The 15,109-nt window shown below is 35.9% G+C and carries 11 protein-coding genes; 8 read left to right on the forward strand and 3 right to left on the reverse strand.

Going from position 1 to position 15,109, the window contains the following annotated elements; genetic code table 11:
- Positions 1-3 precede the first annotated feature (3 nt).
- The 4 genes from BM157_RS00120 to BM157_RS00135 all read left to right on the forward strand — a co-directional run bounded on the left by BM157_RS00120 (position 4) and on the right by BM157_RS00135 (position 5,762).
- Positions 4-714 (forward strand): response regulator transcription factor, encoded by a 711-nt coding sequence (locus tag BM157_RS00120; RefSeq protein ID WP_090139443.1) that lies wholly within the window; start codon positions 4-6, stop codon positions 712-714.
- Entirely contained in the window at positions 699-1,922 is a 1,224-nt protein-coding gene (locus tag BM157_RS00125; protein ID WP_090139444.1) for a sensor histidine kinase, read from the forward strand. The genes BM157_RS00120 and BM157_RS00125 overlap by 16 nt, the downstream gene beginning before the upstream one ends.
- A gap of 108 nt (positions 1,923-2,030) precedes the next feature.
- Entirely contained in the window at positions 2,031-4,946 is a 2,916-nt protein-coding gene (locus BM157_RS00130; protein ID WP_090139446.1) for an ABC transporter permease, read from the forward strand.
- 150 nt (positions 4,947-5,096) lie between these two features.
- Entirely contained in the window at positions 5,097-5,762 is a 666-nt protein-coding gene (locus BM157_RS00135; RefSeq protein ID WP_022502935.1) for an ABC transporter ATP-binding protein, read from the forward strand.
- 206 nt (positions 5,763-5,968) lie between these two features.
- Here BM157_RS00135 and BM157_RS00140 read toward each other — a convergent pair whose 3' ends face one another.
- Entirely contained in the window at positions 5,969-6,520 is a 552-nt protein-coding gene (locus BM157_RS00140; protein ID WP_090139448.1) for a prolyl-tRNA synthetase associated domain-containing protein, read from the reverse strand.
- Between the two features lie 264 nt (positions 6,521-6,784).
- Between BM157_RS00140 and BM157_RS00145 the strand changes: the two genes are divergently transcribed.
- Together BM157_RS00145 and BM157_RS00150 are read left to right on the forward strand one after the other, a co-directional pair.
- On the forward strand, positions 6,785-7,102 hold the full coding sequence (locus BM157_RS00145; protein WP_022502933.1) for a type II toxin-antitoxin system RelB/DinJ family antitoxin: 318 nt from the start codon (positions 6,785-6,787) through the stop codon (positions 7,100-7,102).
- Positions 7,099-7,434, forward strand: coding sequence for a type II toxin-antitoxin system PemK/MazF family toxin (locus BM157_RS00150; protein ID WP_022502932.1), 336 nt, complete (start codon positions 7,099-7,101; stop codon positions 7,432-7,434). The genes BM157_RS00145 and BM157_RS00150 overlap by 4 nt, the downstream gene beginning before the upstream one ends.
- 135 nt (positions 7,435-7,569) lie before the next feature.
- On the opposite strand, the gene BM157_RS00155 is transcribed toward BM157_RS00150, so the two are convergent.
- Positions 7,570-8,325 carry a phosphotransferase family protein gene (locus BM157_RS00155; protein ID WP_318255694.1) on the reverse strand — a complete coding sequence of 252 codons (756 nt, stop codon included), beginning with the start codon at positions 8,323-8,325 and terminating at the stop codon, positions 7,570-7,572.
- A gap of 237 nt (positions 8,326-8,562) precedes the next feature.
- A complete protein-coding gene (adhE, locus tag BM157_RS00160; protein WP_090139451.1) occupies positions 8,563-11,199 on the reverse strand; it encodes a bifunctional acetaldehyde-CoA/alcohol dehydrogenase in 2,637 nt (878 codons plus the stop codon).
- Between the two features lie 316 nt (positions 11,200-11,515).
- On the opposite strand from adhE, the gene BM157_RS00165 reads away from it, so the two are divergent.
- Positions 11,516-13,243 (forward strand): ABC transporter ATP-binding protein, encoded by a 1,728-nt coding sequence (locus BM157_RS00165; protein ID WP_090139453.1) that lies wholly within the window; start codon positions 11,516-11,518, stop codon positions 13,241-13,243.
- Positions 13,243-15,105, forward strand: coding sequence for an ABC transporter ATP-binding protein (locus tag BM157_RS00170; protein ID WP_090139455.1), 1,863 nt, complete (start codon positions 13,243-13,245; stop codon positions 15,103-15,105). Before BM157_RS00165 ends, BM157_RS00170 begins: the two co-directional genes overlap by 1 nt.
- Positions 15,106-15,109: the final 4 nt, after the last annotated feature.

A 15,109-nucleotide genomic window follows, 5' to 3' on the forward strand; every position in this document is an offset into this window, starting at 1 on the left:
ATAATGGCAGTAATAAATATATTAGAAGATGATGAAGTTATAAGAGGACAGTTATCACAGCTTCTGCGTGATAAAGGATATGAGGTTATAGAAAGTGCTGATATCAGTAGTTTTAATAAAATTGATAGGGAGAATACAGACTTATACCTTTTAGATGTGTATTTACCAGACGGAGATGGATTTAGTGTATGCGAAAAGCTTCGCAGTGAAGGCTGTGTGACACCGGTTATATTCTTAACTTCGTGCGATGATGAGGACAGCATAACAAAAGGGCTTGATATAGGCGGTGATGATTATATAACGAAGCCTTTCAGGGTATCTGAGCTTTTATCAAGAATAAGTGCCAATTTAAGAAGACAGGCTATGCTTGATAAAAGTATTTCCAATATGGATAAAAGCAATTCTAATATATATACATTAGGTTCGCTTGTTATTAATTTTGATAATCTTACAATAAAGAAAGCTGCGAAGGATATACAGTTATCACCTACAGAATTTGCATTATTAGAGATACTTGTATGTAACCGCGGCCTTATTGTGAGAAGAGAAGTATTTTTTCAGAAATTATGGGACAGGACGGGAACATTTGTTGAGGATAATACTTTGACAGTAACAGTGAGCAGGTTAAAGACCAAGCTTGGGAAAATGGATAATTCGGACAAGAATTATATAGATACTATAAGAGGAGTGGGATACAGATGGAGAGAGCGTTAAAAAAGAGATTATATGTGTATACAATAGGTATGTTTCTTGCAACTGTGGTGGTAGTATCAGTTATCACAATATATTATGAATACAGGGTAAGATATATGGCGACAACCCTGTATGGTGTCAATAAAGAAGCAGGCAAACAGCTTCTGTACATATTATTTTATGGAAGACAAGGCAACACAGTTACAGCAGATTATTCGGCTATATTGCAGGAGGCAGGTTATACAAGAAATGGTGCGTGGTATATGTTCTTATATGGTGGGGAATATATTCCATTTGCTGTAATTATTGGAATTATGGTTATACTGCTTGCTTTTACAATATATAATATTGTAAAAATCGGATATAATGATGTGTACTCATATATGAATAAATTAAAGGAAGATAATGAGAATATATCAAAAGAACTTGGTGCGTACAGAACATATATGGAGAAGCGTAGCAGACAGTTACAGGATTTTACGGAAAATATAGCACATCAGATAAAGACACCGCTTACAGCGTTAAGCCTGTCGCTTGATATGATGGAGGAACAGCTTAACGCCAATATGTCACAGTTACAGATTAATTCCGATATGTCAGGGGAAAAGTCAGAAGCGGAGACTGGAAAAGGGTTTACAGATACAGGTCTGTCCAATAATGAAAAGCTTATTAATAATCTGAATGAATGTTTCAGGCAGACATACAGGATAAGGGATTTTATCACAAGGCTGTTGAAATTAAGCCGAATGGAGTCGGGGAAGATTGTATTAACAGAAGATGATATTAATGTTAATGAATTTATTAATGAAGTCATATCAGAAGTGCCTGTTGTTAATAATTGTAATATAACTTCATATTGTAATGATGAATATTACTTTATTAATGCAGATGAGGAGTGGCTGTTGGAAGCATTTATTAATATAGTACAGAATTGCAGTGAAGAAGCAGAAAATGTGGATATAAATGCCGTATGCAATGCTGATAAGTGCATTATAACAATAAAAGATGATGGAAATGGAATTGCTAAGGATAAGCTTGATAATATATTTAACAGGTTCGAGAGTGGAAAAAGCTATAATTCCCTGCATACAGGAATAGGCCTTAATCTTTCAAAGCTTATAATTGAGGCACATCACGGAAGCGTAAGTGTCAATAATAATGAAGACGGCAGGGGAGTAAGCTTCAGGATAATTATACCTAAATATAATATGAAAAGAAAAGCAAAATAATAACTATACCAATATAATAACGATTGTAAGATTGCTGTAAGATTCATAGGGTATTCTAGTTATAACCTAAAAGAAAGGAGTGGCTGGTATTAATATCAGAGTAATGACGTGAATATTCTAAAAATAACATTTAAAAGCGTAAAAAGAAGATACAGGCAGATTATAAGAGCTGCACTTACAACATTATTTGCAGTATTTTTTGTAACAGCAGTTCTTATATTTCAGGAAAATATGTATCAGTGGCAGATGCAGTCCAATAAAGACAGATTTGGCGACTGGTTTATTATGGATATAGGAAGCAGGCAGCCAGATAGTAATCTTACAGACCACATTTATATTGAACAGCCGGTAAAGGTGTCAAGAAGCGTTAATGTTCTTAACGATGACTGGCAGAGTACAGGCTTTTATGTAGGAAGCTTTTCATCAGAGTTTCTTGCACAGTCACATATAAAGCTTGATGAAGGAAGACAGCCAGAAAATAGTGGTGAGATAGCAATGGACTGGAACACCCTTCTGACACTCGGTTATAACGGTGAGATTGGTGAGAGCATTAATCTTAAATATTGTGACAATAACAGCATAGGCAACAAAGAGAAAAGAAACACAAAGACTTATACACTTGTTGGTATATACAGAAATTATACTAATATATGGAATAATGGAAAGCAGATACCATCAGCAGTTGTAGTGAACAGTGAATTATCACAATTTAATTATGATATACGTTCGGTGTTCTTATATCCTATAAAGCCTTCAATAAAAACTGATGACTACAAAGCAGTATTTGACTCTATAAAGGAGAAGACATCAAAAAGTTATACATATAATTCAGGTGTATATGATTATAAGCCTTGGGGTTCAACAAGCATATACCTTTATATGTATTTAATAGTTATGGCAATAGGAATAACAGCACTTTCTTACCAGCTTATTGAGTATAAGAATACAAGAAAGTCATCTTATAAGAAATATGCTTCCTTAGGTGCAGACAGTTCACAGCTTAGAAGAATGTATATTATTGAAAATGCTTTGATAATAGTTCCAGCAGCATTGATAGGAATAATTGCAGCATTTTTGGCTGGAGGAATTGCAGGAGGCATACTTGAAGGCAAGGCAGGATTTTCATTTTATACAATTAATGTTTCTATTGTGTTAAAAAGTATTGCTTCTGTTGTAATAGCAGTTGTAGTTGAGGAGATAGTAGGACTGTTATCTAATGTTATGGATACAGTTAAAGAGAAGCGTCTTAAGGCAAGAAGCAAAAAGCAGATAGTTAATATTGAGGTTCGTAATAAGAATACATCAGGCAGAAAATCCAACCTTAAGGTATCTAATCTAAGCCGTGTAATTACAAGCAGGCTTATGAAGCGTGATGGTGTAGGAATGATAATAGGTGTAAGATTATTTTCACTGTTTATCTGTGTTGTACTTGTATTCAGCGTTATGAAGATAGCTACATCATTTGATAAATATAAGAAAAATAATTCACTTCCTGATATATATGGATATCTGGACATACCATCATCTAATTATAGAACTGATATGATATATATATCTTACCTTAAAGATTTTGATAACTATCCAGCTAAGTCGTTAAATATGGACGAATTTACACAGGTTGATCTTATCAATAAAGAATACAACAGCAGGAATAGATATAATATTCCGTATGATGAATTACGCCAGTTGATATTAGATAATGGTATGACAGCATTATTTACATCTATACCATATAATTCACCAGATAGAATTATAAAGTCTAATTGTGCAATAATGAATTCGCCTTTGGCTAAAGATGGTAATAATAGCATTATAGAAGGTGTGTCATCTGATGTTATAGATGGTTTAAATGAAATACCGGGTATAATTTCAATTGATTATTCTATATTTGAGTCAGAAAGAACATGGTACTGGGATAACCAGGACTATCATAAGATGGGAATTGACAAGATTATAGCTGCACAGAAGGCTTCATCTATAGCTAAAACTATGAAAGATCCGACTTATGGAAGCCGGTATTTATTTGCAACAGAATATGTAAATCCAACAAAGGAAATATATGATATAGCCAGCAAATATATTGATAAATCCAATATTAATTATGATGACTTTGCAAGTGGAAAACAGGTTATAGTATTTATACAGGATAACTGTGAGGGTGATTATGATGATACATTAAAAGCTGGTGATACATTATATTATAATTATTATAACGTTCCATTTGGACAGTGTAATAAAGGAGGGTATATTACATCAAGCAATGCAGTGTATCCATATGATATTCCATTTTTCAATAAATATAATAATAGTGGAAAAATAGATTTACAGGTAGAACTGAAAGATGACGATAATCCTAATACAGCAAGTACAACATATAGTTTCACACAGACTGATTTAGAGGTAGAAACGATGTTTGGTGCCTGTGTAGCACCTCAGGTGGCAGCAGTTATTAAAGTTACAGATGAAGTTAAGGAAGATTTTAATGGTATAATGCCAGATTATGGTTATTATACAGCACTTGCAAGTACGCAACTTGCTAAGCAGGCGGTTGATAACCAGAAAGATCTTATGCTAAGAATTACGGGAGAAGGACTGACAGACGGAATAGATTTTGAATTACAGTATAATCAGATAAAGATAGATTACGACCTGTCATCAACATTTTCTGCTACTAACAACAAAGTTGCACTTTATCTTAAGAGTAATAATATAACTTATAAGTCAAATGTTGACAGCAAGAATGTATACAGAACGCAGCTTGTCAATAATATACTGCAATATGGAATAACTATAATGGCGGTAATAATTATCCAGCTTCTTATAATGGCAATAATTATAAGAAACAGGATAGAAAGCAGACACGGCAAGTTCATTCTCTTTAGAAAAATGGGGATGACAAGAGGGAAATTACTTGGAATATGTATGCGTGAAGCACTTAGGGAATCACTGTGGTGCATAGTAACACTTCCGCTTATGCTTATATTGGAAGTGCTGATATATTCAAGTAATATAAGGAAATTATAGTTATATAGGCGCTAAGTAGCTTGATAATGAATAGTTATTATTGAACAAAGTATGCAGCTTATAAATATATATTTGATTAGGTAATATTTAAAAATAATAATATATGGAATTACATATATGCAATTAGAGATATAGAAATGGAGGATAAGTATGGAGGCTATATTACAGGCTAAAGAGATATCCAAGACATATCATACAGGAAGTGTAGATGTTCCTGCATTAAAGCAGTGTTCCCTTGAATTCGGGAAAGGCGAATTTACAGCTATTATAGGAAAGAGTGGTTCGGGAAAATCTACATTATTAAGAATACTTGGAAGTATGGATACACCAGATACAGGCAGTATATTAATAAAAGGCGAGGACATAACACATATGAAGGACAAGAAGCTGTCAGGTTTCAGAAGAAGAAATATAGGCTTTATATATCAGGATTACAGCCTGTTTCCAGAATTTACATCATATGAAAATATAGTTATGCCAATTCTACTTGATGGAAAAAAGCCAGATGATGCAAAGGTTGACGAGATATTATCAGAATTAGAGATAAGCCATTGCAAGAATAAATATCCATCAGAAATGTCAGGTGGAGAACAGCAGAGAGTGGCAATTGCCAGAGCACTTATTACAAGTCCGGCGGTTATATTTGCTGATGAGCCTACAGGAAATCTTGATGCGGGAAGTGCAGAAACAGTTGCAAAGATGTTATCAAAAGCAAGTCAGAAATACGAGCAGACAATAATAATGGTAACACACGACAGACAGATGGCTGATTACGCAGACAGGATAATTACTATTTCAGATGGACAGATACAGTAATATTACATAGCAATAATAAATTGTGGCAGTATATTTCAAGCTGTAGCTCATATAGGATTGTGAATTGCTGTTGTATGATTTGCTATTGATTATATATTATAAGTATATTTCACAATGGTATGAAAATAAGTGCTTAGTGTTAATCTATTCGGGGGAATGATAGATAACGCTAAGCACTTTATTTTAAGTGTTAGAGATTAATATACTTAAATATTTTCGTATCGTGGAAGTTCAACTATTATGGTTTCGTGGTGGACAGCCGGGAGAAACTTATCCATAACTTCGCTTGTCTTTAACTTAAGGCTTGAAGTATTGATACAAGGGTGACAGCCAAGAGAAGCTTCTTCAAGTACTTCCTTGTCAATAAGTAACTGGACGTGGTTGTCAGTATCATTCATAAGCCCCATAATAGATACTGAACCCGGTGTTATATCAAGATATTCTTTCATATATTCCTCATCGGCGAATGAAAGTCGTGCAGAGTTAATCTGCTGGCTTAAATCTTTAGTCTTAAATACTTTATCTCCCGGCATCATAAGAAGATAGAATTGTGTTTTCTGTCGGTTGCATAAGAAAAGGTTCTTGCATATAAGTGTGCCAAGAATTTTATCAATATCGTTGCATACTTCCATTGTTGTTGCTGGTTCGTGGTCGGTTCTGTAATATTCCATTCCTAACTGGTCAAGTAAATCATATACTCTGATTTCTTTATCAAGTCTGTCAGCTTCATTGGCTGGTCTGCCTTTTATTAGTTCCATAGTGTTCTTGTAGTCCTTTCTTATGATTATAGTGTATATAATTGATTATAATGTATATAATAATTTATTTTAGTATATTGATTTATTGTGGGGAATGCAAGTTATATAGTGAGGTATTAGTTGTCTGCAATATAATATAGAGTATGGTGTTTGATGTAGATAAGGTTAAAAATAATACATTGTTATAACAATGTATTGACAAAACAACAGGAAAGGCATATTCTAATATTAGAGTAAATTTATAATTTGAAAGGGATGGTAATTATGGCTAATACTAATGTGACTATGAGAATAGACGAGAATTTAAAAAGTCAGTTGCAGGAGTTAGTATCAAATCTTGGAATGGATATGACAACATTTTTTACTATGGCGGCTAAACAGGCAGTAAGAGAGCAGGCTTTACCATTTCACCCGGATATGAATGTTGGGAGATATAGCGATAAAGCATATCAAATGGCAATGGCAAATACTAATTATAATGCTGATGGTAAAGCTGTAATAGCATCAGATGATGAATGGGTAGAAGAAACTGAATGGGATGATATGTTTGAGCAAATGAAAAAAGAAAGAGAGGCAGAATGAGAAAAGGAGAAGTATGGTTTGTAGAATTTCCGTTGGAGGAAGATGCGAGTAGAATAATAAATAGACCAGTTATTGTACTTGATGAAAATGTATTAGGGGTATTATCAGTGAAGATAACTAAACATAAAGTAAGAAAGGAAGACCCTTATGATATTCCAATTATATATTGGAGTGAAGCAGGGCTGAGATTAGCTTCAACTGCTAGAGTATCAAAGGTTACAGTGCTTAATAAAGACAGCTTTATATTTAAAATAGGAAATCTTCACAATGATGATATGGATAGAATAGAAGCTATGTATAGCAAATTTCTTGAAGATAATAATATTATATAAAATATAATAAAACCAGCCATATGATGTCATTTCCCATAAAGGAGGCAGGGGTATCATATGGCTGGTTTTATAAAGTTGAACAATGAAGAATATTAATACATTTGATTAACAGATGTATCGTAAGTTAATATCTGATTACTGGAAATCACATATGTCAATCATAGCCTCAAGCATTTCCTTTTCTTCTGGCTTTTTCTTAGTAAGTCTTGCGGCGGCTACGATAGGTATCCACTTATCAACGTAACGCTTATCAGTAGAAGTCTTTTCACAGAACATTGATATGTACTTATCGGCAAGGGCTTCATCGCTAAGCTTAAGTGTAAGGTAAGTATTAGCCGCATCGGCAGAAGCATTACCTTTAGTAGCGTGTACCCAGTCAACAGCGGTAATTGCAATTATCTGGTTGTTGTCATCAGTCTGTACGATAATATTTTCTGGACAATAATCACCGTGGCATAATTTAGTATGATAAGGAAGCTCTGAAAGTCTTGAGTCCAGCTCATATTTCGTGTCAGCAGGAATATTAAGCTCATTAATCTGTCGCTCAAGCTTACTTTTCATATCGACTAAAAGAGGGTTGCTGTGCTTATTAATAGCTATCTGGTAGTCAACCATAGCCTCTATGTAAGCATCTGCATTTTCAGGGTGTTTAGCTAACAGCTCTTTTAAAGTTTCTCCTTTGGCATATTCGCTTGTGATAGTCCATTTGCCATCTACTACAGATACATTAAGAAGTCGTGGTATATCAAGTCCTGTATCTTCAACTCTTGCAGTGTTAAGTGCTTCATATAATACATCGGATTTGCTGTAAGATAGTGCAAATACTTTCTCAGCCTTATCCTTATCAACGTATACAGATTTTAGAGTTCCTTTATATATACATTTTTTCATAATAACCTCCATTCCTGCCTATTACTATGTAGGCATTCAAGTTCATACGCAGATGTCAATTCTGCGAGAGGGCAATCTTTATAAAGATTGCCACATATCCATTCATATCTTTATATAACGGGACAAGTGGTATTGTACATATCACAAGCCCGTTGTGTCTGTCAGTGAGAATAATGTTATCTGACATTGACAATATATCATCATAATAATATATATAATTTATATTGATTATTTATATTACTTAGTCTTTATATCCTCTGGATTAACCTCTTTTCCATAGTAAGCCTTAAGATACATAGCCTTTATCTCACTCATAAGAGGATATCTTGGGTTAGCACCTGTGCACTGGTCATCAAATGCATTTTCAACCATCTCATCAAGTGTAGCAAGGAAGTCTTTCTCATCAATGCCGTAGTCTTTGATAGTCTTCTTAATTCCAACCTTATCCTTAAGCTCCTCGATAGCCTTTAAGAAGTTCTCAAACTTCTCATCATCGTTCTTGCCGGCAATACCAAGGAAGTTAGCACATTCAACATATCGTTCCTTGCAGTGAGGATAAGCATACTGTGAGAATGTTCCCATCTTAGCTGGGACTTCTGCGGCATTAAAGCGCATTACATCTGTAATAAGAAGTGCGTTAGCAATGCCGTGAGGTATATGGTGGTAAGCACCAAGCTTGTGAGCCATAGAGTGGCATACACCAAGGAATGCGTTGGCAAATGCCATACCAGCCATAGTAGAAGCGGTAGCCATCTGTTCTCTTGCCTTGGCATCGTGAGGTCCATTCTCATATGCCGCTGGAAGATATTCAAATATATTCTTCATAGCCTTAAGTGCAAGACCATCAGTATAATCTGTAGCCATAATAGAAGCATATGCTTCAAGAGCATGTGTTAATGCATCTATACCAGAAGCGGCTGTAAGTCCCTTAGGCTGATCCATACACATATCAGCATCAATAATAGCCATCTTAGGGAGCAGTTCGTAATCGGCAAGAGGATACTTTATGCCAGTCTTTTCATCAGTGATAACTGCGAAAGGTGTAACCTCTGAACCAGTACCAGAAGAAGTAGGAATAGCTATAAAGTAAGCCTTTTCGCCCATCTTAGGGAATGTGTAGATACGTTTTCTTATATCCATAAATCTCATAGCCATATCCATAAAGTCAACTTCAGGATGTTCATACATAACCCACATAATCTTGGCAGCATCCATAGCAGAACCACCACCGATAGCGATGATACAGTCAGGCTCAAAGCTGTTAATAGCTTTAGTTCCTTCGATAGCACATTGTAATGTAGGGTCTGGTGCAACATTGAAGAAGGTTGTGTGTGTTATGCCAAGTTCATCAAGCTTGTCGGTAACGCACTTAGTGTAGCCATTCTTATATAAGAACTGGTCTGTAACAATAAATGCTTTCTTCTTGCCTAATACAGTCTTTACCTCGTTAAGTGCAACAGGAAGGCAGCCTTTCTTAAAGTATACCTTTTCAGGTGCTCTGAACCACAGCATATTTTCTCTCCTCTCAGCAACAGTCTTAATATTAATAAGGTGCTTTACGCCTACATTTTCAGATACAGAGTTACCGCCCCACGAACCACAGCCAAGTGTAAGAGAAGGTGCTAACTTAAAGTTATAAAGGTCACCGATACCGCCTTGTGAAGAAGGTGTATTAATAAGAATACGGCAGGTCTTCATAGCTTCCTCGAACTTAGCAAGCTTGTAGTTTTCAGTTGCAGAATTAATATATATAGAAGAAGTATGACCAAATCCGCCATCAGCTATTAGACGCTCAGCTTTACTTATGGCATCATCAAAATCCTTTGCTTTATACATAGCAAGAACTGGAGATAACTTCTCGTGTGCGAATTCTTCTGAAAGGTCAACAGAAGTAACTTCACCAATGAGAATCTTTGTGCTTTCAGGTACTTCTATGCCGGAAAGCTTTCCGATATTATAAGCACTCTGACCGACAATCTTGGCATTTAACGAGCCATTGATAATGATAGTCTTTCTTACTTTATCAAGTTCAGTCTTATTAAGGAAGTGACAGCCACGCTTAGTGAATTCCTCTTTAACCTGCTTATATATAGATGAGTCAACAATTACTGACTGCTCAGAAGCACATATCATACCATTATCAAATGTCTTAGAATGGATAATAGAGTTGACGGCAAGTATAACATCGGCAGTACTGTCGATAATAGCTGGAGTGTTACCAGCACCTACGCCAAGTGCAGGCTTTCCAGATGAATAAGCTGCCTTAACCATACCAGGACCACCAGTTGCAAGTATAATGTCGGCTTCTTTCATAAGAGTGTTGGTAAGTTCAAGGCTTGGAACATCAACCCAGCCGATTATGCCTTCTGGTGCACCAGCGGCAACAGCAGCCTCAAGTACAACCTTAGCAGCAGCTATTGTGCTTTCCTTAGCACGGGGATGTGGACTTATGATAATGCCATTACGTGTCTTTAATGAAATAAGAGTCTTGAATATAGCAGTAGAAGTTGGATTAGTTGTAGGAATAACAGCGGCAACAACACCGATAGGCTCTGCGATCTTCTTAATGCCATAGGCTTTATCTTCCTCGATAACACCGCAGGTTCTGGTATCACGGTATGCGTTGTAAATGTATTCAGCGGCATAGTGATTTTTGATTACCTTGTCTTCAACAATTCCCATACCAGTTTCTTTGACAGCCATCTTGGCAAGAGGTATTCTTGCCTTATTAGCAGCAAGGGCAGCAGCGGTAAATATCTTATCAACCTGTTCCTGCGAATATGCTGAGAAGATACGCTGTGCCTCTTTTACAGAGCTTATAAGCTCTTCAAGAGACTGGATGTTGTTAACTACTAAAGATTTTTCTTTGCTCATAACTAGTTCCCCTTTTCTTAGATAATCATACATATACTTTGTTAGTGATGTATAGTGTTACACGAAGTAACTATCTTAATAAAAATAAGATTGATAATTAATTAACAATCATTATGGTCACACTTTAACACTTATATATGCAGATGTCAATAAATTATTGCCGTTTTATAGAAAGTTTAGAAGTTAATAATTTATCAGTTCCCAATTTAGATATGGATAATCAGGTATTTGAAGTCTGAAGGCTGAAAATATAAGTTGACAGTGCAAAAATTGATGTTACAATAGTTGCAGATACAACAATTGGAGGTGCATTTTAATGCTTAAAAGAATATTTTCTTATATGAAACAGTATAAGAAATATGCCTGTCTGGCACTTTTATGTATTGCTGTTGAGGCAGTGCTTGAACTTATGGTGCCTATGATTATGGCTGATTTAATTGATAATGGTGTTGCTAATGGCGACACAGCTTATATTTATACTAAGGGCTTGCAGATGGCAGGATGTGCGGTTCTGGCACTTATCCTTGGCATTGGAAGTGCAAGATTTTCAGCACTTGCAGGACAGGGACTTGGCGCTAATATAAGGCAGGCAGAATATGAGAAATTACAATCATATTCATTTGCCAATATAGACCATTTCAGGGTTTCTTCGCTGGTTACTCGTCTGACAAGTGATGTTACGAATATACAGAATTCGGTATCAACAGGTATGAGACCATTTGGCAGAAGCCCGGTTATGCTTATATTTGCATCGTCAGTAGCATTTACAATTAACAGAACACTTGCATTCGTGTTTTTCGTGGCACTGCCTATACTTGCCGTGCTTCTCATAATTATTATTTTGAATGTCCGTCCACTTTATGGACGTATGCAGAATGCAATAGATTTAGTCAACAGAAGCATTCAGGAAAATCTTACTGCGATAAGAGTAGTTAAAGCATATGTAAGAGGTGATTACGAGGTTTCTAAGTTTGAGGAAGTTAATGCTAATCTTAAGAAAGAGTCAGAGAAAGCATTCGGTATAGCAGTTCTTAATATGCCAGCTATGCAGTTTGTTATGTATGGAACGATTATATCAATTCTCTTTATCGGCGGACATCTTATTAATGCAGGACAGTTAAAGATTGGTGAGCTTACAAGCTTTTTAAGTTATGTTCTTCTTATACTTAATTCACTTATGATGATGTCAAATGTATTTCTTATGATGACACGTTCTTTAGCCTCAGCTTCAAGAATTGTCGAAGTTCTTGATGAAAAAATAGACATAACAGATGAACAGGCAGAGGATATAAGTGTTAAAAAGGGTTCAATTGAGTTTGACCACGTATGGTTTAAATACAAGAAAGAGGCAAAAGAATATGTTCTTTCTGATGTTTCATTTAATATAGAAGCAGGACAGACTATTGGAATAATAGGACAGACGGGTTCAGCCAAGACAACGCTTGTATCACTTATTCCAAGATTATACGATGCAACCAAAGGAACGGTGAGAATAGACGGAATAGATGTAAAAAAATATCCTATGAGACATTTAAGGGATGCTATTGCAGTTGTATTGCAGAAGAATACATTATTCTCAGGTTCACTTCTTTCTAACCTCTACTGGGGTAATGAGAATGCTTCTATGGGGGAGATAGATGAGGCCTGCCATATTGCCTGTGTAGACGAATTCTTAGACAGACTTCCACAGGGATATGATACTGATATGGGACAGGGTGGTGTCAATGTATCTGGTGGACAGAAGCAGAGAATATGTATTGCGAGAGCTATATTAAAAAAGCCAAAGGTGCTTATTCTTGATGACTCAACAAGTGCGGTAGATACAGCGACAGAAGCTAAGATAAGAGAGGAACTTGCTAATAAGCTTCCAGATATGACCAAGATTGTAATAGCACAGAGAATATCTTCGGTAAAGCACGCTGACCAGATTATCATACTGGACAGGGGAAAGGTAGCTGCGATAGGCACACACGAAACACTTCTTGCCAATAACAGGATATATCAGGAAATATATGAATCACAGAAGGAAGGAGTGGATTTATAATGGCTAAATATGTTGGATATAAAAGACCTAAAGATACCAAGAAGACATTGAAACAGTTATTCGTATATCTTGGACATTATAAATGGATGCTTATATTAGTAGCATTTCTTGTATTCATAAGTGCAGGAGCTAATGTTACAGGAACATATCTTATTAAGCCTGTTGTCAATAGATTTATTGTTCCGGGCAATATGACAGGGCTTTTAAAGGCTGTTATAGCAATGGGTGTGATGTATGCGTGCGGAGCGTTGTCAACACTTGGATATAACCGCATTATGGTGAAAATGTCACAGAAGGTTATACAGGATATAAGAAATGATTTATTTAAGCATACACAGAAGCTTCCATTAAAATATTTCGATGCACATACACACGGCGAACTTATGAGCCGTTTTACTAATGATGTTGATACAGTTCAGGAAGCTATGAATAACAGTTTTGCTATGATAATACAGAGTTTTATTATGCTGTTTGGTACACTTACGATGATGATGGTATTAAGCATACGTCTTTCTATGATAGTTGTCGTATTTCTTATTATAATGTTCTTCTTTATCAAATTTAACAGTAAGCACAGTAAGAAATATTTTAACAGACAGCAGGAAGAGCTTGGTAAAATCAATGGATTCGTTCAGGAGATGATGGCTGGACAGAAGGTTGAGAAGGTATTTAACCACGAGGAAAAGGATTACGGGAAATTCTGTGAAATGAATGAGAATTTCAGAAAAGAGTCAACTAATGCACTGGCATTTGCTGGAATGATGATTCCTACAATAGTAAGTCTTTCTTATCTTAATTATGCAATATCAGCCTGTGTTGGCGGTATATTTACATTAAAGGGACTTATGGATTTAGGTACGCTTTCGGCTTATCTTGTATATGTAAGACAAAGTGCAATGCCACTTAACCAGTTCACACAACAGGTTAATTTCCTGCTTTCAGCCTTATCAGGTGCAGAGCGTATATTTGATATGATGAACGAAGAACCTGAGGTTGATGAAGGCAGTGTTACATTATGTAATGTTACGAAAAATGAAGCGGGTGAACTTATGGAAGCTTCAGGTAATACAGGCATATACGCCTGGAAGGTTCCAGCGACGAAAGATAAAGCAGGCTATCTTGTTGAGTTAAAGGGAGATGTGCGATTTAAAGATGTTGTGTTTGGATATGTAAAAGAAAAGACTATTCTTAATGATGTAACTTTATATGCAAAGCCGGGACAGAAGATAGCATTTGTAGGCTCAACCGGTGCAGGAAAGACAACAATAGTTAATCTTATTAACAGATTTTATGATATCCAGTCAGGAACAATAACTTATGACGGAATAGACATTAAGGATATAAGTAAAGATGATTTAAGAAGGTCAATGGCAATGGTTATACAGGAAACACATCTGTTTACAGGAACTATTGCGGACAATATACGATATGGAAAGCTTGATGCAACAGATGAGGAAGTAAGGGAGGCAGCTGTAATAGCTAATGCAGATTCATTTATAAGAAGGCTTCCAGATGGTTATGATACAATGCTTTATTCCGATGGAAGCAATCTTTCACAGGGACAGCGCCAGCTTCTTGCCATTGCGAGGGCAGCAGTAGCCAAGCCACCTGTACTTATTCTTGATGAGGCGACAAGCTCAGTAGATACAAGAACAGAAAGACTTATCGAGAATGGTATGGATGCAATAATGGAAGGCAGAACAGTATTCGTTATTGCACACAGATTGTCAACTGTAAGAAATTCCAAGGCAATTATGGTACTTGAGAAAGGACAGATTACTGAGCGTGGAAGCCACGATGAGCTGATAGAGCAGAAAGGAAGATATTATCAGCTCTATACGGGACAGTTCGAGCTTGAATAAATCG

The sequence above is a fragment of the [Lactobacillus] rogosae genome (assembly GCA_900112995.1).
GTDB lineage: Bacteria > Bacillota > Clostridia > Lachnospirales > Lachnospiraceae > Lachnospira > Lachnospira rogosae.

Bases quoted from the DNA above. Each gene is read 5' to 3' on its own strand.
- BM157_RS00120 (WP_090139443.1), top strand. From the start codon at position 4: ATGGCAGTAATAAATATATTAGAAGATGATGAAGTTATAAGAGGACAG.
- BM157_RS00125 (WP_090139444.1), top strand. From the start codon at position 699: ATGGAGAGAGCGTTAAAAAAGAGATTATATGTGTATACAATAGGTATG.
- BM157_RS00135 (WP_022502935.1), top strand. From the start codon at position 5,097: ATGGAGGCTATATTACAGGCTAAAGAGATATCCAAGACATATCATACA.
- BM157_RS00140 (WP_090139448.1), bottom strand. From the start codon at position 6,520: ATGGAACTAATAAAAGGCAGACCAGCCAATGAAGCTGACAGACTTGAT.
- BM157_RS00145 (WP_022502933.1), top strand. From the start codon at position 6,785: ATGGCTAATACTAATGTGACTATGAGAATAGACGAGAATTTAAAAAGT.
- BM157_RS00150 (WP_022502932.1), top strand. From the start codon at position 7,099: ATGAGAAAAGGAGAAGTATGGTTTGTAGAATTTCCGTTGGAGGAAGAT.
- BM157_RS00155 (WP_318255694.1), bottom strand. From the start codon at position 8,325: ATGAAAAAATGTATATATAAAGGAACTCTAAAATCTGTATACGTTGAT.
- adhE (WP_090139451.1), bottom strand. From the start codon at position 11,199: ATGAGCAAAGAAAAATCTTTAGTAGTTAACAACATCCAGTCTCTTGAA.
- BM157_RS00165 (WP_090139453.1), top strand. From the start codon at position 11,516: ATGCTTAAAAGAATATTTTCTTATATGAAACAGTATAAGAAATATGCC.
- BM157_RS00170 (WP_090139455.1), top strand. From the start codon at position 13,243: ATGGCTAAATATGTTGGATATAAAAGACCTAAAGATACCAAGAAGACA.